This window comes from Streptomyces sp. NPDC057271 (assembly GCF_042668715.1).
GTDB lineage: Bacteria > Actinomycetota > Actinomycetes > Streptomycetales > Streptomycetaceae > Streptomyces.
Genome location: NZ_JBHUYJ010000041.1, coordinates 18,058 through 41,427 on the forward strand (window position 1 = coordinate 18,058; position 23,370 = coordinate 41,427).

The 23,370-nt window shown below is 70.5% G+C and carries 27 protein-coding genes and 1 pseudogene; 12 read left to right on the forward strand and 16 right to left on the reverse strand.

Annotated features, from left to right (window positions below):
- Nucleotide 1 precedes the first annotated feature (1 nt).
- The gene (gene mqnE, locus ACFUJR_RS20100; RefSeq protein ID WP_383165969.1) at nt 2–1,165 is read right to left on the reverse strand and encodes an aminofutalosine synthase MqnE; all 1,164 of its coding nucleotides are present in this window, start codon (nt 1,163–1,165) and stop codon (nt 2–4) included.
- A gap of 50 nt (nt 1,166–1,215) precedes the next feature.
- On the reverse strand, nt 1,216–1,671 hold the full coding sequence (locus ACFUJR_RS20105; protein ID WP_318104107.1) for an Lrp/AsnC family transcriptional regulator: 456 nt from the start codon (nt 1,669–1,671) through the stop codon (nt 1,216–1,218).
- A gap of 117 nt (nt 1,672–1,788) precedes the next feature.
- Here ACFUJR_RS20105 and ACFUJR_RS20110 point away from each other — a divergent pair, with 117 nt between their 5' ends.
- Nucleotides 1,789–1,923: a hypothetical protein gene (locus ACFUJR_RS20110; RefSeq protein WP_383166093.1), complete on the forward strand. Its 135-nt coding sequence runs from the start codon at nt 1,789–1,791 to the stop codon at nt 1,921–1,923.
- On the opposite strand, the gene ACFUJR_RS20115 is transcribed toward ACFUJR_RS20110, so the two are convergent.
- The gene (locus tag ACFUJR_RS20115) at nt 1,920–2,600 is read right to left on the reverse strand and encodes a UbiX family flavin prenyltransferase (RefSeq protein WP_383165972.1); all 681 of its coding nucleotides are present in this window, start codon (nt 2,598–2,600) and stop codon (nt 1,920–1,922) included. The two genes, ACFUJR_RS20110 and ACFUJR_RS20115, sit on opposite strands and share 4 nt — an antisense overlap.
- Before the next feature lie 95 nt (nt 2,601–2,695).
- On the opposite strand from ACFUJR_RS20115, the gene ACFUJR_RS20120 reads away from it, so the two are divergent.
- Together ACFUJR_RS20120 and ACFUJR_RS20125 are read left to right on the forward strand one after the other, a co-directional pair.
- Nucleotides 2,696–3,307, forward strand: coding sequence for a rhomboid family intramembrane serine protease (locus tag ACFUJR_RS20120; protein ID WP_383165975.1), 612 nt, complete (start codon nt 2,696–2,698; stop codon nt 3,305–3,307).
- 202 nt (nt 3,308–3,509) lie between these two features.
- Nucleotides 3,510–4,427, forward strand: a complete 918-nt coding sequence (locus tag ACFUJR_RS20125) for a hypothetical protein (RefSeq protein WP_383165978.1) — start codon at nt 3,510–3,512, stop codon at nt 4,425–4,427.
- A 183-nt stretch (nt 4,428–4,610) separates the two neighbouring features.
- Here the strand turns inward: ACFUJR_RS20125 and mqnP are convergent, their stop codons facing one another.
- A complete protein-coding gene (mqnP, locus tag ACFUJR_RS20130) occupies nt 4,611–5,513 on the reverse strand; it encodes a menaquinone biosynthesis prenyltransferase MqnP (protein ID WP_383165980.1) in 903 nt (300 codons plus the stop codon).
- Nucleotides 5,510–6,961: a menaquinone biosynthesis decarboxylase gene (locus ACFUJR_RS20135; protein WP_383165983.1), complete on the reverse strand. Its 1,452-nt coding sequence runs from the start codon at nt 6,959–6,961 to the stop codon at nt 5,510–5,512. Before ACFUJR_RS20135 ends, mqnP begins: the two co-directional genes overlap by 4 nt.
- An 89-nt stretch (nt 6,962–7,050) precedes the next feature.
- Here ACFUJR_RS20135 and ACFUJR_RS20140 point away from each other — a divergent pair, with 89 nt between their 5' ends.
- Nucleotides 7,051–7,434, forward strand: a complete 384-nt coding sequence (locus ACFUJR_RS20140; RefSeq protein ID WP_383165986.1) for a PLD nuclease N-terminal domain-containing protein — start codon at nt 7,051–7,053, stop codon at nt 7,432–7,434.
- Nucleotides 7,434–8,321, forward strand: a complete 888-nt coding sequence (locus tag ACFUJR_RS20145) for a LysR family transcriptional regulator (RefSeq protein ID WP_383165989.1) — start codon at nt 7,434–7,436, stop codon at nt 8,319–8,321. The genes ACFUJR_RS20140 and ACFUJR_RS20145 overlap by 1 nt, the downstream gene beginning before the upstream one ends.
- Here ACFUJR_RS20145 and ACFUJR_RS20150 read toward each other — a convergent pair.
- The 5 genes from ACFUJR_RS20150 to ACFUJR_RS20170 form a co-directional block, all read right to left on the reverse strand.
- Nucleotides 8,224–9,153 carry a DMT family transporter gene (locus ACFUJR_RS20150; RefSeq protein WP_383165992.1) on the reverse strand — a complete coding sequence of 310 codons (930 nt, stop codon included), beginning with the start codon at nt 9,151–9,153 and terminating at the stop codon, nt 8,224–8,226. The genes ACFUJR_RS20145 and ACFUJR_RS20150 overlap by 98 nt on opposite strands.
- A 99-nt stretch (nt 9,154–9,252) precedes the next feature.
- Entirely contained in the window at nt 9,253–9,603 is a 351-nt protein-coding gene (locus ACFUJR_RS20155) for a hypothetical protein (protein ID WP_383165995.1), read from the reverse strand.
- A gap of 190 nt (nt 9,604–9,793) precedes the next feature.
- Nucleotides 9,794–10,186 (reverse strand): hypothetical protein, encoded by a 393-nt coding sequence (locus ACFUJR_RS20160; protein WP_383165998.1) that lies wholly within the window; start codon nt 10,184–10,186, stop codon nt 9,794–9,796.
- Nucleotides 10,187–10,229: 43 nt separating this feature from the next.
- Nucleotides 10,230–10,559, reverse strand: coding sequence for a hypothetical protein (locus tag ACFUJR_RS20165; protein ID WP_383166001.1), 330 nt, complete (start codon nt 10,557–10,559; stop codon nt 10,230–10,232).
- 23 nt (nt 10,560–10,582) lie between these two features.
- Complete coding sequence (locus ACFUJR_RS20170) at nt 10,583–10,891, reverse strand: hypothetical protein (protein ID WP_383166004.1); 309 nt, start codon at nt 10,889–10,891, stop codon at nt 10,583–10,585.
- 161 nt (nt 10,892–11,052) lie between these two features.
- Between ACFUJR_RS20170 and ACFUJR_RS20175 the strand changes: the two genes are divergently transcribed.
- The 7 genes and pseudogenes from ACFUJR_RS20175 to ACFUJR_RS20205 all read left to right on the forward strand — a co-directional run bounded on the left by ACFUJR_RS20175 (nt 11,053) and on the right by ACFUJR_RS20205 (nt 16,514).
- Nucleotides 11,053–11,295, forward strand: a complete 243-nt coding sequence (locus ACFUJR_RS20175) for a winged helix-turn-helix domain-containing protein (RefSeq protein WP_361438227.1) — start codon at nt 11,053–11,055, stop codon at nt 11,293–11,295.
- A 53-nt stretch (nt 11,296–11,348) separates the two neighbouring features.
- Nucleotides 11,349–11,612, forward strand: coding sequence for a CopG family transcriptional regulator (locus ACFUJR_RS20180; RefSeq protein WP_383166007.1), 264 nt, complete (start codon nt 11,349–11,351; stop codon nt 11,610–11,612).
- Nucleotides 11,609–12,022 carry a type II toxin-antitoxin system VapC family toxin gene (locus ACFUJR_RS20185; RefSeq protein ID WP_383166010.1) on the forward strand — a complete coding sequence of 138 codons (414 nt, stop codon included), beginning with the start codon at nt 11,609–11,611 and terminating at the stop codon, nt 12,020–12,022. The genes ACFUJR_RS20180 and ACFUJR_RS20185 overlap by 4 nt, the downstream gene beginning before the upstream one ends.
- Before the next feature lie 52 nt (nt 12,023–12,074).
- Nucleotides 12,075–12,539 carry a nucleoside deaminase gene (locus ACFUJR_RS20190; protein ID WP_383166013.1) on the forward strand — a complete coding sequence of 155 codons (465 nt, stop codon included), beginning with the start codon at nt 12,075–12,077 and terminating at the stop codon, nt 12,537–12,539.
- 105 nt (nt 12,540–12,644) lie between these two features.
- A pseudogene (locus tag ACFUJR_RS20195) lies at nt 12,645–12,812 on the forward strand (isopenicillin N synthase family oxygenase); the annotation flags it as partial.
- 101 nt (nt 12,813–12,913) lie between these two features.
- Nucleotides 12,914–14,971, forward strand: coding sequence for a hypothetical protein (locus ACFUJR_RS20200; RefSeq protein WP_383166016.1), 2,058 nt, complete (start codon nt 12,914–12,916; stop codon nt 14,969–14,971).
- Nucleotides 14,972–14,975: 4 nt separating this feature from the next.
- Nucleotides 14,976–16,514, forward strand: coding sequence for an ABC transporter substrate-binding protein (locus tag ACFUJR_RS20205; protein WP_383166019.1), 1,539 nt, complete (start codon nt 14,976–14,978; stop codon nt 16,512–16,514).
- A 268-nt stretch (nt 16,515–16,782) separates the two neighbouring features.
- On the opposite strand, the gene ACFUJR_RS20210 is transcribed toward ACFUJR_RS20205, so the two are convergent.
- The 6 genes from ACFUJR_RS20210 to ACFUJR_RS20235 form a co-directional block, all read right to left on the reverse strand.
- The gene (locus tag ACFUJR_RS20210) at nt 16,783–17,310 is read right to left on the reverse strand and encodes an SRPBCC domain-containing protein (protein ID WP_383166022.1); all 528 of its coding nucleotides are present in this window, start codon (nt 17,308–17,310) and stop codon (nt 16,783–16,785) included.
- Nucleotides 17,311–17,347: 37 nt separating this feature from the next.
- Nucleotides 17,348–18,430, reverse strand: coding sequence for a c-type cytochrome biogenesis protein CcsB (gene ccsB / locus ACFUJR_RS20215; RefSeq protein WP_383166087.1), 1,083 nt, complete (start codon nt 18,428–18,430; stop codon nt 17,348–17,350).
- Between the two features lie 11 nt (nt 18,431–18,441).
- Nucleotides 18,442–20,223: a cytochrome c biogenesis protein ResB gene (locus ACFUJR_RS20220; RefSeq protein WP_383166025.1), complete on the reverse strand. Its 1,782-nt coding sequence runs from the start codon at nt 20,221–20,223 to the stop codon at nt 18,442–18,444.
- 3 nt (nt 20,224–20,226) lie between these two features.
- Entirely contained in the window at nt 20,227–20,964 is a 738-nt protein-coding gene (locus ACFUJR_RS20225) for a cytochrome c biogenesis CcdA family protein (protein WP_383166028.1), read from the reverse strand.
- Between the two features lie 4 nt (nt 20,965–20,968).
- Nucleotides 20,969–21,574 (reverse strand): TlpA family protein disulfide reductase, encoded by a 606-nt coding sequence (locus ACFUJR_RS20230; protein ID WP_383166031.1) that lies wholly within the window; start codon nt 21,572–21,574, stop codon nt 20,969–20,971.
- A 116-nt stretch (nt 21,575–21,690) separates the two neighbouring features.
- Nucleotides 21,691–22,944 (reverse strand): hypothetical protein, encoded by a 1,254-nt coding sequence (locus ACFUJR_RS20235; RefSeq protein ID WP_383166034.1) that lies wholly within the window; start codon nt 22,942–22,944, stop codon nt 21,691–21,693.
- Between the last annotated feature and the right edge of the window lie 426 nt (nt 22,945–23,370).

The window sequence follows — 23,370 nt, forward strand, 5'->3', positions numbered from 1 at the left end:
GTCAGACCCGCATCGCCTGGGGCGACTCGCGGCGGTCCGCGTCCGGTCCCGGGTACTCGCGGATGATCTCGTACCGCGTGTTGCGCTCCACCGGGCGGAAGCCGGCGTCGCGGATCAGCTCCAGCAGGTCCTCGCGGCCCAGCTTGTTCGGCGTGCCGTAGTTGTCGGCGTCGTGGGTGATCTTGTACTCGACGACCGAGCCGTCCATGTCGTCGGCGCCGTGCTGGAGCGCGAGCTGGGCGGTCTGCACGCCGTGCATGACCCAGAAGACCTTGACGTGCGGCACGTTGTCGAAGAGGAGGCGGGAGACCGCGAAGGTCTTCAGCGCCTCCGCACCCGTCGCCATCGTCGTGCGCGCCTGGAGCTTGTTGCGGACCTTGCCGTCCTGCATGTCGACGAAGTCGTGCTGGTACCGCAGCGGGATGAAGACCTGGAAGCCGCCGGTCTCGTCCTGGAGTTCACGCAGCCGCAGCACGTGGTCGACGCGGTGCCGGGGCTCCTCGATGTGCCCGTACAGCATCGTGCTCGGGGTCTTCAGGCCCTTCGAGTGGGCCAGGCGGTGGATCCGGGACCAGTCCTCCCAGTGGGTGCGGTGGTCCACGATGTGCTGGCGGACCTCCCAGTCGAAGATCTCCGCGCCGCCGCCGGTGAGGGACTCCAGACCGGCCTCGATCAGCTCGTCGAGGATGTCGGAGGCCGACATGCCCGAGATGGTCTCGAAGTGGTGGATCTCGGTGGCTGTGAAGGCCTTGAGCGAGACGTTCGGCAGCGCCTTCTTCAGCTCGGAGAGCGAGCGCGGGTAGTAGCGCCAGGGCAGGTTGGGGTGGAGCCCGTTGACGATGTGCAGCTCGGTGAGGTTCTCGTTCTCCATCGCCTTGGCGAGGCGGACGGCCTCCTCGATGCGCATCGTGTACGCGTCCTTCTCGCCCGGCTTGCGCTGGAACGAGCAGTACGCGCAGGACGCGGTGCACACGTTCGTCATGTTGAGGTGGCGGTTGACGTTGAAGTGGACGACGTCACCGTTCTTGCGGGTCCGGACCTCGTGGGCCAGGCCGCCGAGCCAGGCCAGGTCGTCGGACTCGTACAGAGCGATGCCGTCCTCGCGGCTCAGCCGCTCTCCGGAACGGACCTTCTGCTCCAGCTCGCGCTTGAGTCCCGCGTCCATCTAGGGCCGCCTCCCATGTCTGACGATTTCAGGCTCCACCCACCGTACTCTCAGCCCTCCTCGGGCAGATCCCCGACCCGGTTCTCCCACTTGGTGGAGAGCACGATCGTCGTACGGGTGCGGGAGACGCCCTTGGTGCCGGAGAGACGACGGATGGTCTTCTCCAGTCCGTCGACGTCGTCGACCCGGACCTTGAGCATGTACGAGTCGTCGCCGGCGATGAACCAGCAGTCCTCGATCTCGGCGAGGTCCTTCAGCCGGCGGGCCACGTCCTCGTGGTCGGCGGCGTCGGAGAGGGAGATGCCGATGAGGGCGGTCACGCCGAGGCCGAGCGAGGCGGCGTCGACCGTCGCGCGGTAGCCGGTGATGACCCCGGCCGCCTCCAGACGGTTGATGCGGTCGGTGACGGAGGGGCCGGAGAGCCCGACGAGCCGGCCGAGTTCGGCGTACGAAGCCCTGCCGTTCTCGCGCAGAGCCTGGATGAGCTGCCTGTCCACGGCGTCCATAGGTATGAAGCCTTCCATTGTCCAGCGATACCGCGAGTTTAGGTATAGAATCTAAGGTACACAGGGGTCGACGCCCTGTGAATCTTTCAATTGAACAAAGACGATCTTTCAGGAGTGGTGTTCACCGTGTACACGATCGAGATGGCCCATGCCCGTATGCGCGAGCTGCAGGAGATGGCCAACCGCTCGCGTGCCCACCGTCCGTCCGCCTCCCGCCGCGCCGAGAAGAAGCGCGCCGCGAAGAAGCGCTAGCCCTCCCGGGAAGCAGCTCCACCGAGCTCGCCCTCCCAACGGCGGTACATCCGGTGTGGCACCCCTGCCGCGTCGAGCACCCGCCCGGCGACGAAGTCCACCAGATCCTGGATGTGCGTCGCCCCCGCATAGAACGCCGGAGAGGCGGGCAGCACCACGGCGCCCGCCTCGTCCAGCGCCACCAGGTGCTTCAGCGTCTGCCCGTTCAGCGGGGTCTCCCGCACCGCGACCACCAGCGGCCGCCGCTCCTTGAGCGTCACGCTCGCCGCCCGCTGCAGCAGGTCCTTCGAAAGCCCCAGCGCCACACCCGCCACCGAGGCGGTCGACGCCGGCACGATCAGCATTCCCTTCACGGGGTACGAGCCGCTGCTCGGCCCGGCGGCCAGATCCCCGGCCGCCCAGTACCGCACGTCGTCGATGCCGGGCGCGAACGTCCCCGGCTTCCCGTCGGCGCCACGCGCCAGCCACGCCGCCAGGTCCTCGCGCCAGTGCGCGTCCCGGAAGGCGATCCCCGTCTCGTCGAGCAGCGTCAGCCGCGACGCCCGCGAGACGACCAGGTCGACACTCTCCCCCGCTGCCAGCAACCCCCTCAGAACGGCTGCGGCGTACGGGGTCCCCGACGCCCCGGACACCCCGACCACCCAGGGACGACGCTGCTCTTCCTCTACCGGCTCCACGCCGCCGAGCCTATCCGGCGGCCCGGGACGAGAACTCCGCACGGGGTCCCGTACGTTCTCCTCTACACACGACCGAAGACCGCAGGGGGATGGTCATGACAGAGCTCGAAACACCACGGTGGCGTACGTCCGACCGGGCGAAGACGGCGATACAGCTCATGGCCGGCTGGGTGGCCCTGCTCTGGGTCCTCGAAGCCGTCGACCTCGCGACGGGCCACGCGCTCGACACATACGGCATCACCCCGCGCGACCCGGCGGAGCTGGCGCACATCGTGCCGGCCTCGTTCCTGCACTTCGGCTTCGACCACGTCGCCTCGAACAGCATCCCGCTCCTCGTCCTCGGCTTCCTCGCCGCGCTCGGCGGCATCCGCCGCTTCCTCGCCGTCGCCGCCCTGATCATCGTGGCCGACGGCGTCGGCGTCTGGCTGATCTCCCCGACGTACAGCAACACGGCGGGCGCCTCGGGCCTCGTCTTCGGCCTCTTCGGCTACCTGGTGGCGAGGGGCTTCGTCGACCGCAAGCCGCTGGACGTCGGCGTCGCGCTGGCGATCGGAGCGATCTGGGGCGGCGCGATCCTGTCCGGCATCTCCCCCACCAACACGGCTGTGAGCTGGCAGGGCCACCTCGTCGGCCTCGCGGCGGGCGTGCTGGCGGCCTTCCTCTTCCGCCGCCGCGCCGCGGCCACCGGGACCGCTCCGCCCTCCTGAGAAGGGCCCCCTGGCTGCCCCCGGGGCTGCCCCCGGTGCCGCCGGTACCCCCGAGCTGCCCCGGCGCCTCCCGCTGCCCCGCCGCGCCCCCGGGCTGCCCCGCGATGCCCCCGGCTCTGCCCTCGGAGACCTGGACCGTCCGAACGCGCCGCGAGGAGACTACGGACGCGCACGCCATGACGTCACGCCTTCCGGAGCGGCCATGATCACTCGACGAGACCGAGGAGCGGCCGAGTCCGCGCCCGGCCGGGGACGCGAGCAGCGGGCGGGCGAGGCCCCGGACCGCGTCCACCGCCCCGGGCAGCCCCAGCACCTCACCCCCGCCGACGTGCACGCGCTGCAGCGCGGCGCGGGGAACGCGGCGGCGGTCCGCGCGCTCGGCCGGCAGCAACAGATCCAGCGGATGGAGAGCGGGAGCGATCAGGGCGGCGGGACGCAGGACGGCCAGGCCCAGGGCAGCCGCGCGCGGTACCGCATTCAGATCCAGACGGCGAAGAACAGCCGCAGCCACCACCTCGAGTACTGGGGGAACCTCGCCTTCGGGCACGCCTGGGTCGCCCTCTACAAGGAGGAGGGCGGGCAGGAGACCTGGAAGTCGTACGGCTTCTTCCCCGCCGAGGAGGTCCCCCACGACAAGCCCTTCCGGTCGGTGAAAGGGCAGGTCAAGAGGAACCACGACAGCCCGGACAACGCGACGTCCCGGCTCACCGCCGAGCTGACGGAGGCGCAGTACGACAGCGCGCGGGAGTACATCCGGGCGAACGAGGGCCACGCCTACAACCTGGCCACGTTCAACTGCACCACCTTCGCGCGCTCGGTCTTCCAGGCCGCGACGGGCGAGCCCGCGCCCGGCCTCGGTCTCCCGCTGCTGGAGAACCCGAACACCCTGCAGGACTCGATCAAGCGACGGAACGACAAGAGCGGCGCCCCGCGCAAGGGCGAGAACATCACCGCGGACGTGGGGTCGAACTCGGACTACGACTCCGACAGCAGTACCGGCAGCTGGACCAACCCGCTGGGCGGCTTCCGGCAGCTGGACGAGCCCGAGGCCGCGGCCCCGCCTCCGCCCCCGCCCGCGCGGCCGGCCGGACCGGTCCGCCCGCGCTTCGAGATCGACTGAGCCCGGCGCGCGACCGGGCCGCCGGGAGGGTCAGGCCTGTCGGACGGTCGGGCCTGTCGGACCTCCAGGCACCTCCAGGCACCTCCAGGCCGTCGGGCCTCCAGGCGGCCAGGCACCTCAAGACCATCGGACGGTCAGGCCGTCGGGAGGTCAGGCCTGTCGGACGGTCAGGCCTCCACACCCTCAGACGGTCAGGCCGCGCACCACCAGGTCGATCAGGGCGCACAGGAACAGCGAGATCCCGATGAAGCCGTTCGTCGTGAAGAACGCGCGGTTCAGCCGGGACAGGTCGTGCGGCTTCACGATCGTGTGCTCGTAGCAGAACGCCGCGATCACGATCACCAGACCGATCCAGAAGAACAGCCCGGCGTCCGTGGCCAGCGCGTACCAGACCAGCAGACCCGTCGTCACGACCGCCGAGGCCCGGGCGCCCCAGAGCGCCGCCGGGACGCCGAAGCGGGCAGGCACCGACATGACGCCCTCGGCGCGGTCGGCCTGGACGTCCTGGCAGGCGAAGATCAGGTCGAAGCCACCGATCCAGACCCCGACCGCGAACCCGAGGATCACCGCGTCCCAGGACCACTCCCCGGTCACCGCGAGCCAGGCCCCGATCGGCCCTATGGCCTGCGCGAGGCCGAGGATCGCGTGCGGGAAGTTCGTGAACCGCTTGCCGTACGGATAGACCACCATCGGCACCACGGCGAGCGGCGCGAGCGCCAGGCAGAGCGGGTTCAGCAGCGCCGCGGCCCCGAGGAAGACGACGACGGCGATCCCCGCACCGGTCCACGCCGACCGCACCGACACGGCCCCGGTCACCAGCTCACGGCCGGCCGTCCGCGGGTTACGGGCGTCGATCTCGCGGTCGATGATCCGGTTGCAGGCCATCGCGAAGGTCCGCAGCCCCACCATGCAGACGGTGACGAGGAGCAGCTTCCCCCAGTGGATGGTCCGGTCCAGCTGGAACATCGCGGTCAGCGAGGCGATGTAGGCGAAGGGCAGCGCGAAGACCGAGTGCTCGATCATCACGAGTCGCAGGAACGCCCTCGTACGGCCCGGCTGCGCGCCGGGCACGGCCGCGGTGGTCACAGGCCGTACTCCTTCCAGCGGCGGTCCACCAGGGCGGCCGTCGCCGGGTCCGACTCCACCATGTCCGGCCAGCCGCCGTCCCGGGTGTAGCCCTCCTCGGGGAGCTTCTTCGTGGCGTCGATGCCCGCCTTGCCGCCCCAGAACTGCTGGTACGAGGCGTGGTCCAGGTGGTCCACCGGGCCCTCGACCACCGTCAGGTCACGGGAGTAGTCGGTGTTCCCGAGCGCCCGCCAGGACACCTCGTGCAGGTCGTGCACGTCGCAGTCCTTGTCCACCACGATGATCAGCTTGGTCAGCGACATCATGTGCGCGCCCCAGATGGCGTGCATGACCTTCTGCGCGTGCTTCGGGTACTTCTTGTCGATCGAGACGATCGCGCAGTTGTGGAAGCCGCCCGACTCGGGCAGGTGGTAGTCCACGATGTCCGGCACGATGATCTTGAGGAGCGGCAGGAAGAAACGCTCCGTCGCCCGCCCCAGCGGCCCGTCCTCCGTCGGCGGCCGGCCGACCACGATCGACTGGAGCAGCGGACGCTTCCGCATGGTGACGCAGTCGATCTTCAGCGCGGGGAACGGCTCCTGCGGCGTGTAGAAGCCGGTGTGGTCGCCGAAGGGACCCTCCGGGAGCATCTCGCCCGGCTCCAGCCAGCCCTCGATGACGACCTCGGCCTGCGCCGGCACCTGGAGCGGCACGGTCCTGCAGTCGACCATCTCGATCCGCTTGCCCTGCACGAACCCCGCGAACAGGTACTCGTCGATGTCACCCGGCAGCGGTGCCGTCGAGGCGTACGTCACGGCTGGCGGGCAGCCGAAGGCGATCGCGACCGGCAGCCGCTCGCCCCGCTCGGCCGCCACCGCGTAGTGGTTACGGCTGTCCTTGTGGATCTGCCAGTGCATGCCGATGGTGCGCTTGTCGTGGCGCTGGAGGCGGTAGAGGCCGAGGTTGCGGACCCCGGTCTCCGGGTGCTTGGTGTGGGTGAGCCCCAGGTTGAAGAAGGACCCGCCGTCCTTGGGCCAGGTGAAGAGCGCGGGGAGCTTGTCGAGGTCGACGTCGTCCCCGGTGAGGACGACCTCCTGGACGGGAGCGTCCTTCACCTTCTTCGGCGGCACGTGGACCATCGAGCCGAGCTTGCCGAACGCCTCGCGCACGCCGACGAATCCCTGCGGAAGCTCCGGCTTGAGCAGCCCGCCGATCTTCTCGCTGATCTCGCCGTACGACTTCAGGCCGAGGGCCTTGAGCAGCCGGCGGTCCGTCCCGAAGACGTTCATCGCGAGCGGCATGGCGGAGCCCTTGACGTTCTCGAAGAGGAGCGCCGGGCCTCCCGCCTTGTTCACCCGGTCGACGATCTCCCCGACCTCCAGGTACGGATCGACTTCGGCCTTGATGCGCTTGAGGTCGCCCTCGCGCTCCAGCGCCCTGAGCAGCGAGCGGAGATCGTCGTAAGCCATGGGGCCCAGTATCGGCCACCGGCTACGCTTGGCCTGTCACCGGGGCCGACGAAACGTACCCCGCCACTGGATCCAGGGGGCTGTCCCACATGCTCAGGGCGCTGATGTTCATCCTGCCGCTGGCGCTGACGATCTACGCCTGCATCGATTGCGTGACCACCCCCGACGACGAGACCAAGCACCTGCCGAAGCTCGCCTGGGTCGTCCTGATCCTGCTGTTCCCGATCGCCGCCCCCATCGTGTGGTTCGTCGCGGGCAAGGACCGTGGGCACGCGTTCGGTGCCGGTGGCCGCGGGGCGAACCAGTGGGTCGCCCCCGACGACAACCCCGAGTTCCTGAAGTCGCTCCGTGAGGACCGGAAGCCGTCCCGCGCGGACGAGCCGAAGACCGAGCCGAAGACCGAGCCGAAGTCCGAGGAGAAGGACGAGGAGAAGACCGAGCGGGACGAGCAGGACCGCGACAAGGACAAGTGATGGAGCTCCGGCTCCTGATCACCTTCGAGAAGGTGGCCACCGTCCTCTCCTTCACCCGGGCCGCGACCGAACTGCGGTACGCCCAGTCCAGCGTCACCGGCCAAATCCGCGCCCTGGAGTCCTCGCTCGGCGTGGAGCTCTTCGAACGGCTCGGCAGCCGCATCCGGCTCACCGAGGCCGGCGAGCGCCTCCTGCCGTACGCCCGCCGGATCATCGAACTGTCGGAGGAGGCGCGGGCCGCGGTCGTGGAGACCGGGGAGGAGCCCGCCGGGACGATCGCGGTGGGCACGATGGAGTCGCTGACCTCCTACCGGCTACCGCCCTTGCTGGAGCTCTTCCACCACCGCTACCCCAAGGTCCAGCTGTCGCTGCGCCCCACGCTGGGCGACGAGACCCGGCAGGCGCTGCGCGAGGGGACGTACGACATCGGCTTCCTGATGGAGCCGGAGACCGAGCACGCGGGCCTGGAGGCGGAGGTCCTGGCGGAGGAGCCCTTGAGCCTGGTGGCGTCTCCGCGCCATCCGCTGGCGGGGCGTACGGATCTGACGTCGGCGGATCTAGCGGCGGGCCGGCTGGTGGGGACGGAGCCGGGCTGTCCGTACCGCGACCTGTTCGAGCGGGAGCTTCGGGAGTGGTCCCCGCCGTTCATGGAGTTCGGCACGCTGGAGGCGACGAAACGGGGTGTGGCGGGCGGCCTGGGCATCGCCCTGGTGCCCCGGGTCACCGTCTCCGAGGAGCTGGCGTCCGGGGCACTGGTGGAGTTGGACTGGCGTCCGCCGTTCACGCTCTTCACGCAGATCGCGTGGCGACGGGGGAAGCGGCTTCCGGCGCATGTCCGGCTGTTCGTGGAGCAGGCGCGGCGGCTGGTGTCCGAGCAGCAAGGGTGACCTTCAGGCTGGCCAGGACGATCAGCGGGACGCCGAGCGCCTGGACGAGGCCGATGTGGTGCCCGTACACCGCCCAGTCGGCGACCATCGCGACGGCGGGGTAGGTGAAGGCGAGCACGGCGATCTTCGCGGTGGGCAGCTTCTGGTAGGCGGCGTACATGAGGACGTACATCAGCCCCGTGTGGACGAGCCCGAGCCCGACGAGCCAGCCCCACCCCGCACCGATGCCCTCCATGTCCCCCGTGTCCACGAAGGGCAGCAGCAGCGGAAGCCCGACCAGCACCTGCACAAGAGCGACGAGATGCGGCCGGACGCCGGTGATCCGCTTGGTGACGATCGTCGACAGCGCGTAGAGCACGGCGGCGGCGAGCGCGAGCCCGAGGCCCTTGAGCGAGGCGGTGTCCCCGGGCCGAATGCCGGAGACGAGCACGAGCCCGACGAAGGCCACCCCGAGCCAGCCGAGCCTGGCGGCGGTGATCCGCTCCCGGAGGAGGACGGCGCCGAGGACCACGAGGAAGAACGGCTGGGTGTGGTAGACGACGGTGGCGAAGGAGATCGAGGTCGCCTCGTACGCCTCGAAGAGGAACACCCAGTTGAAGACGATGAACACCCCGCCGAGCGCGGCGAGCCCGAGCTTCCTCGGCGTGAACCCGTGCCCGGTGAAGTACCCCCGGGCGAGGCTGTACGCACCGAGTGCGACGGCCCCGAAGAGGCACCGGAAGAACACCACCTCGAAGGGCGCGGCCCCGGACTCGACGACGAAGATGCCGAGGGTGCCGGAGAGCACCATGGCGAGGGTCAGTTCGAGGGTTCCCCTGGTCTCGTTTCTCATGCCGTCGACGCTACGGACGGTGCTGGTGGGCGGTCCACGAGCCAGTGGGGCGACCTCCCGATGGGGCCATCGGCGGAGCCGATGGGGGCCACCTCCAGCTCACCCGCCTACCGCCTTGTGCGCGGCACGGACGATGTCTCCGGCCGCTCGCACGTACCGGCGGCTCTCCTCCGGGTCCTCGGTGATCTGGGCCAGGTACTCGGCGCGACGCAGTTCGCGGGCGGTGTCGGGGATGCGCTCGATCTCGATGACTGCGGCCCACTGGATCAGGAACATACGCAGGGGGGCGATGCCACTCTGCTCGATGGCCTCCGTAACAGCCGCGCGCTGGCTGGCGTCCATCTCGGGCAACCGCTCGGGGGCGACGACCGCGAGGGCTGCCCGCAGAGCAGCGGGAGTCTGCTCGGGGCGCGGGATGAGTTCTCCGGTGCGGTCAGGCTGTGTCGTCACCATGTCCTCCAAGGGGGCCCCGGCCAGGTATCCAGCCGGAGCGAGGCCAATGCCGACTGGCGGACCGCGCATCACCGAACGGCCGGTCGCGCATCAGAGCGTGCGGGAGTTAGCAGGAGCGCCCCGATGGAGATCGCGAAGAGCACGCCCGTCCAGATGCGGTACCTCACGGGCGATCGTCGGGCAGGGCTCAAGCGCTCCGCAGAGCGCCGACCACATGGTCCAGTTCCTCCGGCATGACCGCGATCAGGATGGTCCCGTCGGACGACTCACCCTGGACGATCCGTGACCTCGGGTTCAAGGCCATGGCCTCACGCAGGGAGGGCGACCGCACCCCCGTCTGACGCAGATCGCTCGGCAGAACGGCTTCCTGCCTGCCGAGCGAGGGCTTCCAGACGAGTGGGCCCGCACCGATCACCAGACGTCCAGGCCTCCAGCGAGAGCCCTGAGCCGACCACTTGAGCATGCAGGGCACCCCGGCCGCTTCCCCGGCGGCCATCGCCGTCGACCTCTGCTGCTGCTTCCGGCGCATCAGCCACCCGACGAAGGCTGCCAACCCTGCGAAGAACGCTAATTCGATCACGATCGCATCCAAGCAGGCGGACAGCGGGAGGGCGCGGAGTTCTTCAGGGGAGCTCGTCGGGCGAGGTGATGTTCGCCGCGTGGCAGGGACACCCGCACACGAGGTGGCGGACTCCCGGTACGCCGCTGTCTCGCGGTACCCCGTCCCGGCAGCGGGCGTGACGGCCGACGACGCAGCGCGGCGACCGGAACTCGGGCTCGGGGTCGGCCGTGAGGGCGCGGGTCAGCAGGGACAGGCTCACCGCGTCGGCGACCTCCGGTGTCACCCACCAGCCGTCGCCCGCGCGGTCGCGGTGCGCACCGTCGTGCCCGGCGTCGAGCACGCAGACCGTCCCGGCCCACACCGGCCGCACCACCTCCGCGATCGCGAACACGGAGCGCCTCGCCCCACAGCGGCTCATCGCGCACCCCCGGCGTGGATGTTCCGGCGATCGACGTCCACCCCGACCGTCGCCAGCCACAACGTCCGGCGACGCCGCCGCTGTACCGCGGCCAGGTAGGGGCGCTCCAGGGGTGACCGGGCGCCGTCGAGGAGCGTCGTCTGCTCCTGCGCGTACGGAGACCGGTGGGCCGGTGCCGGGGCCGGGGCCGTGGGGCGGCGGGGTCGGCGGTGGCTGTGGGCGGCGGGGCGTGGGCGGTGCCTGCCGGTGGGTGGCAGGGTCAGAATCAGCAGCCACATCAGTAAGCAGACGATAGGGTTCCGCACGTCATCAACTCCGTTGACAGTTGGTGGCCATGCCCCGGGACCGTTCCAGCGGTCGCCGGGGTCTTGCGTGCCCCCAAGATAGTGCGTGATGCACAGTGATGCATCATGCTGTAGCTAGAGCCACCCAAACGTGCACTTGTACGACTATCTAGCGTGACACCATGAGCCTTGATCCTGAGTCGGGACGCCCGCTGTACATGCAGCTCGCCGACGTGATCGCAGCGAAGATCGCCTCCGGGGAGTTCGCCCCCGACCGGATGATCCCCACGCCGGGCCGCCTGTCCGAGGAGTACGGCATCGCCGTACTGACCGCCCGCCGGGCCATGCGTGAACTGCGCGAGCGCGGACTGATCGTCACCGTCCCCGGCAAGGGCTCCTACGTCACGCCCACCCCGGAGGCGTAGGTCCGGATCCACGGGCCCACGGAGAGGGTAGGACCCCCGGTAGGATGGATCGCATGAGCGAGCCCACCGGCAAGTACTCGATCACGATGCCACGCGACATCGCCGAGGCAGCCCGCGCCCGCAGCGGACCCTCCGGGCTGTCCGCCTATGTGGCGGCGGCCGTGGCGCGTCAGATCGAACGCGACAACCTCAACGAACTCATCACCGTCGCCGAAGCCGAGCACGGCCCCGTCACCGACGAGGAGATCCAGGCCCTGCGGGACCGGCTCCAGCAGGCCCGCAACGAGCAGGCCGATCCCGGAGTCGACGCCGCGTGACCCGCTCCCCCGCCGTCCCCGGCGGCAGCCTGGTCCTCGACAGTGAGGGGCTGGCGAAGGCCGTCCTGCGCGACCGGACGGTGACCGGCTGGCTCGCGCTCGCCCGCGCCGACGACATGCGAGTGATCACGTCCGCCGCCACCCTGGTGGAGGTCGTCCATCCGCGCATCAACCGCCCGGCCCTGGAGTGGACCCTCTCCCGCCTCGTCGTCGAACCCGTCACCGAGCCGATCGCCCGGCACTCAGCGGCGCTCCTCGCCGACGCCGGGCTGCACGGCCACAAGTACGCTATCGACGCCATGCTCGGCGCCACCGCCCTCGCCGCCCCCGGCCCCGTCACGATCCTCACCTCCGATCCCGAGGACCTCACCGCGCTGTGCTCCGGGCGCGTCACCGTCGTCAGCATCTGACTCGCCGCCGACCACGTGTGATCTCCGGCACCCGCCGGGGAAGCATCCCCACATGGACGAGCGTCTCAGCAGGGAGAGCGCCCGGCGGTGGCTCGCCACCGCCCTCGCCGAGGCGCGGGCCGGGCGGGACGAGGGCGGGGTCCCCGTCGGGGCCGCCCTCTACGCCCCCGACGGGACACTGCTCGGGCGCGGGCACAACCGCCGCGTGCAGGACGGGGACCCGTCGGCGCACGCGGAGACCGCCGCGTTCCGGGCCGCCGGGCGGCAGCGGTCGTACCGGGGGACGACCATGGTGACGACCCTGTCCCCCTGCTGGTACTGCTCCGGCCTGGTGCGGCAGTTCGGGATCTCCAGGGTCGTCGTCGGGGAGGCGGAGACCTTCCACGGCGGGCACGACTGGCTGGCCGAGCAGGGGGTCGAGATCCTCGTGCTCGACGACCCGGAGTGCGTCGCGCTCATGCGGGAGTTCGTCACGCACCACCCCGACCTGTGGAACGAGGACATCGGCCAGGAGTGAGGCCTCCCTTCCGACCACCGGTCTGGGCCGCGCCCCGGACCCCCGGCTCCCCGCAGTCGACCGCGCCCTGCGCGAGGCCGGGTTCCTGCTGGTCACCGGGCACACCGCCGGCGTTCCGGCCGCCATCGGGTGCTTCCGCCACCCGCCGACGTGCCCACCGAGGAGCTGATGTCGCTCGTGTACTTCCACGAATGCGACCCCGGGACCACCATTCACGGGATCGAGTCCCATGCCTACCTCCGGGCCCGGCTCGACGCGATCGCCACGGAGTGACAACACCTGCGCAACAGAGTCGAAAAGCCCGCCGCTTTCCCAACACACCGTCGATATCCTGGAGTTGGCTGAGACAAGTGGCGTGACGGGGGTAACGACACGTGGACAGAGAGCTGTACGGCCGCGAGGCCGTCTTCCAGGATTCCGGACTCGCCGCGCGGCTCGTCGGACTGTCCCCGCACCGCTACGCCCGCACCGCGTACGAGCACGGCGACGACCCGCCCGTCACCGTCTTCACCGGCGGCCGGGGCATGGGCAAGACGGCGCTGCTCAAGCAGATCCGCAACGCCTACAAGGCGGCCACCCCGCTCGCCCTGCTCGACTGCGCGCACATCGAACCGCCCGCCGACCACGGCCCCGGCTGGAACCCGCTCACCAGGGCGCTCGCCGAGCTCGCCGTACAGCTGGCGCCGCGGGTGCTCGGCGCGCGGCCCGTGCAGTTCCCGCGTCTCTCGCTCGGGCTGGTCGCCGTCGCGTCCATCAGCTGGTCGCAGGAGGACGACGAGCGGGCCCGGCGCGATCTCCAGCGCCTCGGACCGGTCCTCGCGACCGTCGACGCGGCCAAGGGCGCCGCCGCGAACTGGGTCACCAAGGTCCTCACCAAGCTCGCCGCCAAGTTCGCCGAGACCACCGCGCCGATGGCCGGGCTGCTCGCCGAGGCGACCGTCGAGACCGTCCTGGAGGAGGTGTTCGGCCGCTTCCAGCAGAAGGCCGAGAGCTGGTACGGGAGTTACCGCAACGCGGGCGGCCGGGGCAAGGCCGGGCTCCAGCAGCTCGCGATGGACTTCGAGCAGGGCGGCCGGCGCCGCCGCGAGGCCGAGGACTTCCTCGTCGGCGCCCTCGTCGAGGACCTGGTCCGCGCCTTCACCGGCCTCGCCAACCGCGGCGCCCGCCGCGGCCGGCCCGTCCTCCTCCTCGACAACGCCCACGAGCCGCTCGGCCGGCGCCTGGTCGAGCCGATTCTGCGGGCCCGCGCCGACGGCCGCCGCGACCGGGTCGTCGTCATCGCCGCCTCCCGCGTCCGCGACCACGACGGCATCCGGCACGCGGCCCGGCTGCGACTGCCCGAGACCGCGCACCGCGCGCCCTGCCCGCGCGGCCCGGACGTCACCTCCGGCATCCTCGCCGTCGAACTGCCCCCGCTGTCGCCCGCCCAGACCCAGAGCGCCTTCGACCGATTCGACCCTGCGGGCCGCACACCGGCCGAACTGGCCCGTGCCGTCCACCGGCTGACCGGCGGGCGGCCGCTCGGCGTGGTCCTGCTCGGCCGGGCCGCGGGCGAGGTCCCCACCGCCCGGAAGCCCTCGCTGACCCCCGGCGCCCTGCTCGACCTCACGGTGGAGCTGCGCGAGGACAGCGCCCCGGTGCCGGTCGCCCCCACCCTCCTCGAAGAGCTCCTGCCGGGCCTGCGGCACGGCCCCTTCGCCGTGCTCGCCGCCGCCCACGACGAGGAGTCGGCCCGGCTGCTCGCCCGGACCCGGCTGCGCGGCGAGTCCCTCGAAGGCGACACCGCCCTGCGCGTACGGGACCTGCTGCGCGCCGAGGACTGGCCGGAGGGCCCCGAGCACTTCGTCGCCGACCCGCTGCTGCGCGCGCTGCTCCTGCACCGGCTCCGCTTCGAGGACGGGGAGGAGTACGCCACCTGGCGGGCCGTCCACGAGACCCTGCACCGGCACTACGCCACCGGACCCGTCCCGTACCGGCTGCACCAGGAGCTGGCGCTCGGGCGCACCGACGACGCCGTGACCCATCTGCGGCTCACCTTCCCCGACGCCGACATCCTCGGCTGGCTCGGGCGGCTGCGGTTCATCGCCTCGGCGCCCTACCCGCGCGACCGGGGCCGGACCGGTCCCGACCCGCGGCGGACGATCGCGCTCGGCCAGGAGTCCGGCGAATCCCTGCCCACCGCGTTCGACGACGACACCGTCGAACTCCATCTGAGTCTGCGGCGGTTGCTGCACGCCGTATGGCTGCTCACCGATCCGCTCGCGCTGCCCGACGAGGACGTGACCGACAAGCTGGCGCACGAGCTGCGCCAGCTCTCCGGCCGCCATCGGACGGGAAACAGTCCACTCTGGGACGCGGCCACCCACTGGCCGAGGGACATCCGCGCCTGGCGGGGGCTCTCGCTCCCGCCCGGTGCGGAGAACGGAGTCTGAGGCCATGGTCAGCCCGCTGCGCTACCGGCTCTGGTACACCACCCGTCAGAAGATCCTCACGTCCGCGGTCGCCCTCGCCGTCGTGGGCTCACTGGCCGGGTACGCGATCGACCACGCCATCACCCCGGAGGACCGTTCCTGCGCCGCGGGCGTGGAGCGGCCCGCGGGCAGTACCGAGTGCGTCGGCGTCAACGGCGACGGCTTCGACTTCGGTGTCCCGGAGCTGACCGAGATCGCCGGACGGATCCGCGACGAGAACCGTGCCCTGAAGCCCGACGAATACGCGACGGTCGCCCTGCTGCTGCCGCTCACCTCGACGGACAGCGGCTTACAGGTGAAGGTGTTCCACGAGGTCGTCGGCGCCTACGCCCGGCAGTACCGCGCCAACCACGAGTCCAACAACGAGACCCCGAAGATCAGGCTCGTACTCGCCAACACCGGCAAGAACAACGCCCATTGGCGTGAGACCGTCGACCGGCTGAAGGCGATGACGGGCGGTCCCGACCGGCTGCGGGCGGTCAGCGGCGTCGCCACCTCCTCGACCGCGATACGGGAGGCGGTGACGGCCCTGACCGGCGCGGGAATCGCCGTCGTCGGCACCACGATCACCGCCGACGACATCGCCAACGGCCCCGGCGCCGGCAACAACCGCTACCCCGGCCTCGCCCGCGTCTCCCCCACCAACGGCGACGAGGCCAAGGCGCTGGGCCACTTCGGTCAGGTCGAGGGCTCGAAGGCGCTGCTCGTCCAGGACACCCGGACCGGCGACCACTACACGGACACGCTGAAGGCGGCCTTCAGCTCCTCCCTCAAGGGCGCCCCGTACGAGCCGCAGCTCTTCACCTCGCCCGCGGACCCGACGGAGGAGGGCACGACCGCGAACACCTTCCGCCAGATCACGCATCTGATCTGCGACACGAGGGCGGAGACGGTCTTCTTCGCCGGCCGCCACACACAGCTGCGGCAGTTCATCAACGCGCTCGGCGCCCGGGGCTGCGCGGAGCGCCCGTTCACGATCCTGACCGGTGACGAGGGGTCGTATCTGGGCGGGGACCGCAAGCTCAACCGCAGCGCCCTGAAGACGAAGCTGACCGTCCGCTACGCCTCGCTCGCGCACCCCGACGCCTGGAAGCCCGCCCCCGGACGCCCGATCCCGCGCACGGGCGGTTCGGCAGCCGCGTACGAGACGTTCCTCGCGGACGTCACGAAGGCCACGAAGAAGCCGGTCCCGCTCACGGACGGCCAGGCGATCGTGGCGTACGACGCGATGGCGACGGCGGTCCACGCGATCCGGCAGGCGACGCCGCGGGGCGCCCGGTACCCGGAGGCGGCGGACGTGGTCACCCAGTGGCCCCAGGTGAAGGGCTCGCTCCGGGTCGACGGCGCGAGCGGCTGGATCTGCCTGGACAACTTCGGCAACCCGTTCAACAAGGCGGTCCCGATCGTGGAACTGGCCGAGGACGGCTCACAGAGGTTCGTCCAGATCGCCTGGCCGGAGGGCGGGCCTCCGGCGAAGGACTGCCTGCCGCCGAGGAGGGGCTGACTTCGGAGGCCCCGCGGGCGCAGCCGGCGCTCCCGGGCCCGCGTCGCGCGCGCCGGGCGAGCGGCCCGTCACCGGCGCGGCAGGGTCCGTCACCGGCGCGGCAGGGTCCGCCACCGGGGCGGCAGGCGGATCCGTCACCGGCTCGGCAGGCGGGTCCGTCACCGGGGCGGCTGCGGTCGTCGACGACCGGATGCTCCTCGGCGGGCCGTACGGGTCCGGGAGGACGGTCTCGACGCCATGCCGTCACCGGCGGGTCCGGCCGGGGTGCTCACGGCTCCCACTTGGGCCAGGGGGCGTCGTCCCGTACGTACAGCTCGCGCAGGTGCTGCCAGCGGTCCGGGGACCACTCCCGCCAGTCCGTGGGCCTGCCGTCCAGCGCCTCCGCCAGCCGCTCGAAGTGGTCGTGCCACCCGGCCATGACGTCCAGCTTCTCGTCGTGCGTCGCGCGGAACTCGTTGGTGAAACGCAGAACGGTCGCCCCGCCGCTGCCGGCCGGTTCCAGATGGAACCGGATCCGGCCGTGCGACGGGCCGACCGTGTACTCGGCCACGTACTCCGGGTCCCAGGCCGTCACCTGCCCGGAGACCTCCGTGTCATCGTTCAGCCAGCGCAGCGTCACCGCTCCGCCGAGCCTCGGCTCCAGCGGATCCGCCGCGCAGAGCCACTGCGGCAGCCCCTCCGGTGTCGCGACGGCCGCCCAGACCCGCACCTTCGGATGGGGCAGATCGATCACGTACCGCAGGTGATGCAGGTTGCCGTCATGGGTCTCGCACCTGCCCCGGGGTATCTCGCTCATACCTCAAGCGTCACGCCGGGGCGGGCGCCGTGCCAGCTCAGACGCCCGCGTACGAGTGCTTGCTGCTCACGAAGATGTTGACGCCGTAGTAGTTGAAGAGGAAGCAACCGAAGGCGATGAGCGCGATGTACGCGGCCTTGCGGCCCTTCCAGCCCGCCGTCGCCCGCGCGTGCAGGTACGCCGCGTAACCGACCCACGTGATGAAGGACCAGACCTCCTTGGCGTCCCAGCCCCAGTAGCGGCCCCAGGCGTCGCCGGCCCAGATCGCGCCGGCGATGATCGTGAAGGTCCACAGCGGGAAGATCGCCGCGTTCACCCGGTAGGAGAACTTGTCCAGGGAGGCGGCCGACGGCAGCCGCTCCAGGACGGAGCGGGCGAAGGAACCCGGGTTGCCTCCGGTCGCGAGCTTGTTCTCGTACGAGTCGCGGAAGAGGTAGAGCAGGGTGGCGACCGCGCCGAGGTAGAAGACCGCGCCGCAGAAGATCGCGGTGGAGACGTGGATCCACAGCCAGTACGAGTCGAGCGCGGGGACCAACTGGTCGCTGGGGGTCTTCAGCCAGGTCGTGGCCAGGCCCAGGTCGAGCAGGACCGTGGTGACCAGCGGCAGACCGATCCAGCGGACGTTCTTCCGGGCGACGAGGAAGCCGAGGTACGCGCCGACCGCCACGGTGGAGAACGTGGTGGAGAACTCGTACATGTTGCCCCACGGGGCCCGCTGCACGGCGAACGCCCGGGCGATCACACCCGACGCCTCGATGAGGAACGCGAGCGCGGTCAGCGAGACGGCGATACGGCCGTACAGATCGCCCTTGACCGTGCCGCCGGCCGCGCCGGGGCCGTCGGGGACGTCGCGGACGCCCGCCCCCGCCCGGGTGACGACCGTGGGCCTGTCGAGTACGGCGGTGCCACCGGCCTGCTTCACCTGGACGGCGGGGGCGGAAGCGGTCGCCTTCGCCTGGGCCGTCAGCGCGGCGGCCGTACGGCCGACCTTGCTCCGGCTGCCCAGCACCCACTCGGCGATGTGCGCGAAGAAGGCCAGGGTGTAGACGGCCATCGACGAGTAGATGAGCATGTCGCTCATCCGCGCCAGGCTCTCGTTGGTCTCGGCGGCGAGACTCACGGCGGCGAGATTCACTTCTCAGCCCCTTCGGCTTCAGCTTCGGCAGGTTCTGCGGGCTCCGCCGGTTCGGCGTCCGCCCGTTCGGCTTCCGGCGCGGTCGGCGCCTGTGCGTGGAGCGTGGCCGCGAGTTCGGCCAGTTCCTCGGGGAGCTTGGCGGACTCGCTCCGGCCAAGACCCGCCATCTCGACGACGGTGACGCCGTCCTCCCCCCGTACGGCCCGCACCCAGACCCGGCGGCGCTGGATGAAGAGCGAGCCGCTGAGGCCCGCGATCGCCGCGATCGCGCCCGTGAGGGCGAGGCCGTTGCCCGGCTGCTGGGAGATCTGGAAGCTCGCCCACTCCTTGATGTCCTTCTCGAAGGTGATCGAGCCGGCACCGTCGGGGAGGGTCATGGTCTCGCCGGGCAGCATCCGCTGCGCGACACCGGTCCCGCCGCCGACCTTGAACTGCTTCATCTTCGAGGTGTCGAGCTGGTACACGTTCTGCGGCAGCCCCGAGTTGACGCGCAGGTCGCCGTGGTAGCCCGTCAGGGCCATGACGGGGAAGTCGAGCGCCGGGAACTGGGAGAACATGTCCCCCTTGCCGGCGCCCGCGAAGGTCGGCACGAAGAAGGCCTGGAAGCCCAGCTGCTCCTTCTTGCCGTTCTTGTCGCGGTAGCCGTCCATCACCTTGATCGCGCCGGTCGAGGTGATGTTGTTGTCGAACGGCAGCAGCGGGACGGCGCCGTGGAAGACGACCTTGCCACGGCCGTCCTTGACGGTGACCACGGGGGCGTAACCGTGGGCGATCAGATAGACCTTGGAGCCGCCGACCTCCAGCGGCTCGTTGACCCGGATGACGGCCTTCTTGTCCTTGCCGCCCGCCTCGGCGTACGTGACGGCGGCCTCGAAGGTGCGCGGGGTGCCGCGCTGCGGGCCGCTCTTCTCGTACGTACCGGTGAAGCTGTCCAGCTGGAAGCCGAACGGGGCGAGGTCGTCGGTGCTGTAGAGGGAGCCCGACCTGAAGTCGTCGTACTGCGTGAGCGTGTTGGAGAACCCGTCACCCTCGATGATCAGCTTGCCGCCCTCGGACTTGAAGAGCTGGCCCCAGGCGAAGGCCACCAGCATCACGATCAGCGCGACATGGAAGGCCAGGTTCCCCGCCTCGCGGAGGTAGCCCTTCTCGGCGGAGACGGCGTCCTTGACGGTGTGCGCACGGAACCGGCGGCCCTTGAGCAGGGTGAGCGCGGCCTCACGGACCCGCTCGGGCTCGGCCTCCGTGCGCCAGGTCGCGTACGCGGGCAGTCGGGTCAGGCGTCCGGGCGCGGCGGGCGGCATGCCGCGGAGCTGGCCGACGAACTGCCAGCTGCGGGGCACGATGCAGCCGATGAGGGAGACGAACAGCAGTATGTAGATCGCGGAGAACCACACCGAGCTGTAGACGTCGAAGAGCTGGAGCTTCTCGTAGATCGGCGTGAGCGTGGGGTGGGCCTCCTGGAAGGTCCGCACCTTCAGCTCGTCCGCACTGGTCTGCGGGATGAGCGAGCCGGGGATCGCGCCGAGGGAGAGCAGGAAGAGCAGGATCAGCGCCACTCGCATGGAGGTGAGCTGGCGCCAGAACCAGCGGATCCAGCCGACGACCCCGAGGGTGGGACCGCCGATGGCGCTCTCCTCGCGCGGGGCCGTGGAGAGCTGCGAGCCCGCGGCGCTGAGGTCCGCGCGCTCCTCGGCCTCGCTCGCGTTCGTGTCGCTCGGGTCGGCTTCGCTCGGGCTCGCGCCGCTCGCGTTCGTGTCGCTCGGGCTGGTGTGGGTCATGGGTCAGATCCCCGGGGTGAAGCCGGCAGTCCAGACCTGCATCTCGGACACGATGCGATCCCAGGCTCCGGTGACGAGCAGCAGGCCGGTTGCGATCAGCATGATGCCGCCGATGCGCATGACCCAGACATAATGCCGCTTCACCCAGCCGAAGGCGCCGAGCGCCCGTCGGAAGGCGATCGCGGTGAGGATGAACGGCAGGCCGAGGCCCAGGCAGTAGGCGACGGTGAGCAGGGCGCCGCGGCCGGCGCTGGCCTCGTTGGAGGCGAGCGCGAGGACGGCGGCGAGGGTCGGGCCGATGCACGGGACCCAGCCGACGCCGAAGAGCACGCCCAGCATGGGCGCGCCGAGGAGCCCCGTCACGGGCCGCTTGTGGAAGCGGAACTCGCGGCGGGTGATCCACGGCATCGCGCCCATGAAGAACGCGCCGAGCACGATGGTCAGCGCGCCGAGGACCTTGGAGATGACCTCGCGGTGTTCCTGCAGGGTGTTGCCGAAGCCGCCGAAGAGGGCGCCGCCGGAGACGAAGACGGCGGTGAAGCCCAGGACGAAGAGTGCGGCCCCGCCCGCCATCCGGCCGCGCCTGGCCTCGGCCAGGTCGGTTCCGGTGACGCCGGTCACGTAACTCAGGTAGCCGGGGACGAGGGGCAGGACGCACGGGGAGAAGAAGGAGACCAGGCCGCCGAGCACGGCGATGGGCAGGGCGAGCAGGAGGGCCCCGCTGAAGACCGTCTCGTTCACCGGATCACTTCTCCGCGAGAAGCGGCTCGATCATCGAGCGGAGCTTCTTCTCGTCGAGTGCCATGAGGGCGCGGGCGGCGATCTTCCCGTCCTTGTCGAGCACGACGGTGGACGGAATGGCCTGCAGATTGAGCGTGCCCTTGGGGAATCCGTTGAGGATCAGCTTTCCGGCGGGGTCGTACAGGCTCGGGTAGGGGACCTCGTAGTCCTCTTCGAAGGTGATCGCCTGCTGCTTGTTGAAGTCGCGGGTGTTGAGGCCGACGAATTCCACGCCCTCGGCCTTGAGGTCGTTCGCGACCTTGGCGAAGTGCGGAGCCTCGGCGCGGCAGGGGCCGCACCAGGATCCCCAGGCGTTCAGGACGACGACCTTGCCCTTGAGGTCGGCGACGTCGAGCCGCTCGCCCTCCAGGGTCTCGCCCGCGATCTTGCTGGGCGCCGTGCGCTCGCCCTTGGCCACGGTGGAGATACCGCCCGTGTTGGTCACGAAGTTGGTTCCGCCGCCGCCCCCCGACTTGCCGTTGGAGTCCGAGCCGCAGGCCGACAGAGCGAGGGCGGCCGACAGGGTTCCGACGGCGAGCAGGGTGCGTCGAGGGGCACGGCTAAGGCTCATGTGAAAAGTTTCGCATGGGCGTTTGGGGGATCTTGGGCACCCCCCTGACTGCCCGTAAAGCCCCTTGTCAAGGGGGCTTAAGGGACGTACTCGGCGTTACTCCGCCTTGCTCCGCCTTACGCAGCGGGCTTCAGGAAGGTACTCCAGCCGCCCGTCGGCGCCTGTCCGACCTCCAGCGTACGGAGCCTGGCGAGGATCTTGGGGTCCTGCACGTCCAGCCAGTCCACGAACTGGCGGAACGAGACAAGCCGGACGTCCTTCTTGCCCGCCATGACCTTGAGGGACTCCTCGACGGCGTCCATGTAGATGCCGCCGTTCCACTGCTCGAAGTGGTTGCCGATGAAGAACGGCGCGCGGTTGGACTCGTACGCGCGCTCGAACCCGTTGAGATACGCCCTGGTGGCCTGCTTGCGCCAGCCCGGGTAGCGCGAGGGCATGCCCTTGGTGGTGTTCCTCGACTGGTTGGCGAGGATGTTGTAGTCCATCGAGAGGACCTCGAAGGAGTGGCCGGGGAACGGCACGGCCTGCAGCGGGAGGTCCCAGATGCCCTGGCGCTTGACGGGCCACATCTGGCGGCCGCCGGGCGAGCTGGCGTCGTAGCGCCAGCCTAGGCGCTTCGCGGTGGGCAGGAGGTTGTCCTGGCCGAGGAGGCACGGCGTGCGGCCGCCGATCAGCTCCTTGCGGTAGTCGAAGGGCAGCGGGTCGAGGTCGGTCCAGCCGCTGTTGGTCTTCCACTCGGTGACGAACTTCACGGCCTGATCGACCTCGCTCTGCCACTGGGCCGGGGTCCAGTTGCCGACCGAGCCGGAGCCGGCGCAGAAGTGGCCGTTGAAGTGGGTGCCTATCTCGTGTCCGTCGAGCCAGGCCCGGCGGACGTTCTTGAGCGTGTCCTTGATGTGGTCGTCGGTGAGGTAGCCGATGTCGGAGGCGCCGACGCGGTTGTTCGGCGGGCGGTAGAGGCTCTTCTTCGACTCCGGCAGGAGGTAGATCCCCGAGAGGAAGAAGGTCATCGCGGCGTCGTGGTTCCTGGCGAGTTCGAGGAAGCGCGGGAAGAGGCCGTTGCCGACCTCACCGGCGCCGTCCCAGGAGAAGATCACGAACTGCGGCGGGGTCTGGCCCGGTTCGAGGGGGACGGGGGCGTCGGGCTGGTTCGGCTGCTTCCCGGTGTCGGACGTGGAACCGTCGCCTATGAGCTGGGCCTCTTCCTTGGTGGGCGTGGGGGTGCCCTGGGTTCCGGAGGCGTCACCGCCCTTACCCGCACCCGAATTACGCGATCTGCCGGACCCGTTGCCACTGCATCCCGCGATCCCGATCGCAGCGGCGGCGCCAGCACCCGCCCCGATGAGTCCCCTTCGAGTGATCCCGCGCATGACGTCCCCATTCGCGTGTACGTATGACCGGCCGGTCATCCAAACCGACAATGAGTGAGATGCCGGGAGGAACAGGGAGGTTCCGGGAATTAGCACAAAAATTTCAGGGCGACCAGATGACTTCACGTCATCCGATCGCCCTGAAGGTGTACCCGAGGAACAGTCTCCCGAACGCGGAGCGCCCCACGTTCGGGAGCCCGAAGGGGCGCGAGGAACTGCGCGAGGGCCCGGAAGGGGCGCGAGGAACTGCGCGACCAGCCCCACGGCCCGCGGCCGACCCACCCGGCGGCTCGACGACTCGACGACTCGACGACTCGGCAGCTCGGCAGCTCGGCAGCTCGGCAGCTCAACGCCTCGACGACTCGACGACTCGACGACTCGGCAGCTCAACGCCTCGACGCCTCGACGGCTCGACGGCTCGACTAC

Bases quoted from the DNA above. Each gene is read 5' to 3' on its own strand.
- mqnE (WP_383165969.1), bottom strand. From the start codon at position 1,165: ATGGACGCGGGACTCAAGCGCGAGCTGGAGCAGAAGGTCCGTTCCGGA.
- ACFUJR_RS20105 (WP_318104107.1), bottom strand. From the start codon at position 1,671: ATGGACGCCGTGGACAGGCAGCTCATCCAGGCTCTGCGCGAGAACGGC.
- ACFUJR_RS20120 (WP_383165975.1), top strand. From the start codon at position 2,696: ATGACAGAGCTCGAAACACCACGGTGGCGTACGTCCGACCGGGCGAAG.
- ACFUJR_RS20125 (WP_383165978.1), top strand. From the start codon at position 3,510: ATGATCACTCGACGAGACCGAGGAGCGGCCGAGTCCGCGCCCGGCCGG.
- ACFUJR_RS20135 (WP_383165983.1), bottom strand. From the start codon at position 6,961: ATGGCTTACGACGATCTCCGCTCGCTGCTCAGGGCGCTGGAGCGCGAG.
- ACFUJR_RS20140 (WP_383165986.1), top strand. From the start codon at position 7,051: ATGCTCAGGGCGCTGATGTTCATCCTGCCGCTGGCGCTGACGATCTAC.
- ACFUJR_RS20145 (WP_383165989.1), top strand. From the start codon at position 7,434: ATGGAGCTCCGGCTCCTGATCACCTTCGAGAAGGTGGCCACCGTCCTC.
- ACFUJR_RS20150 (WP_383165992.1), bottom strand. From the start codon at position 9,153: ATGAGAAACGAGACCAGGGGAACCCTCGAACTGACCCTCGCCATGGTG.
- ACFUJR_RS20175 (WP_361438227.1), top strand. From the start codon at position 11,053: ATGAGCCTTGATCCTGAGTCGGGACGCCCGCTGTACATGCAGCTCGCC.
- ACFUJR_RS20180 (WP_383166007.1), top strand. From the start codon at position 11,349: ATGAGCGAGCCCACCGGCAAGTACTCGATCACGATGCCACGCGACATC.
- ACFUJR_RS20190 (WP_383166013.1), top strand. From the start codon at position 12,075: ATGGACGAGCGTCTCAGCAGGGAGAGCGCCCGGCGGTGGCTCGCCACC.
- ACFUJR_RS20205 (WP_383166019.1), top strand. From the start codon at position 14,976: ATGGTCAGCCCGCTGCGCTACCGGCTCTGGTACACCACCCGTCAGAAG.
- ACFUJR_RS20210 (WP_383166022.1), bottom strand. From the start codon at position 17,310: ATGAGCGAGATACCCCGGGGCAGGTGCGAGACCCATGACGGCAACCTG.
- ACFUJR_RS20220 (WP_383166025.1), bottom strand. From the start codon at position 20,223: ATGACCCACACCAGCCCGAGCGACACGAACGCGAGCGGCGCGAGCCCG.
- ACFUJR_RS20230 (WP_383166031.1), bottom strand. From the start codon at position 21,574: ATGAGCCTTAGCCGTGCCCCTCGACGCACCCTGCTCGCCGTCGGAACC.
- ACFUJR_RS20235 (WP_383166034.1), bottom strand. From the start codon at position 22,944: ATGCGCGGGATCACTCGAAGGGGACTCATCGGGGCGGGTGCTGGCGCC.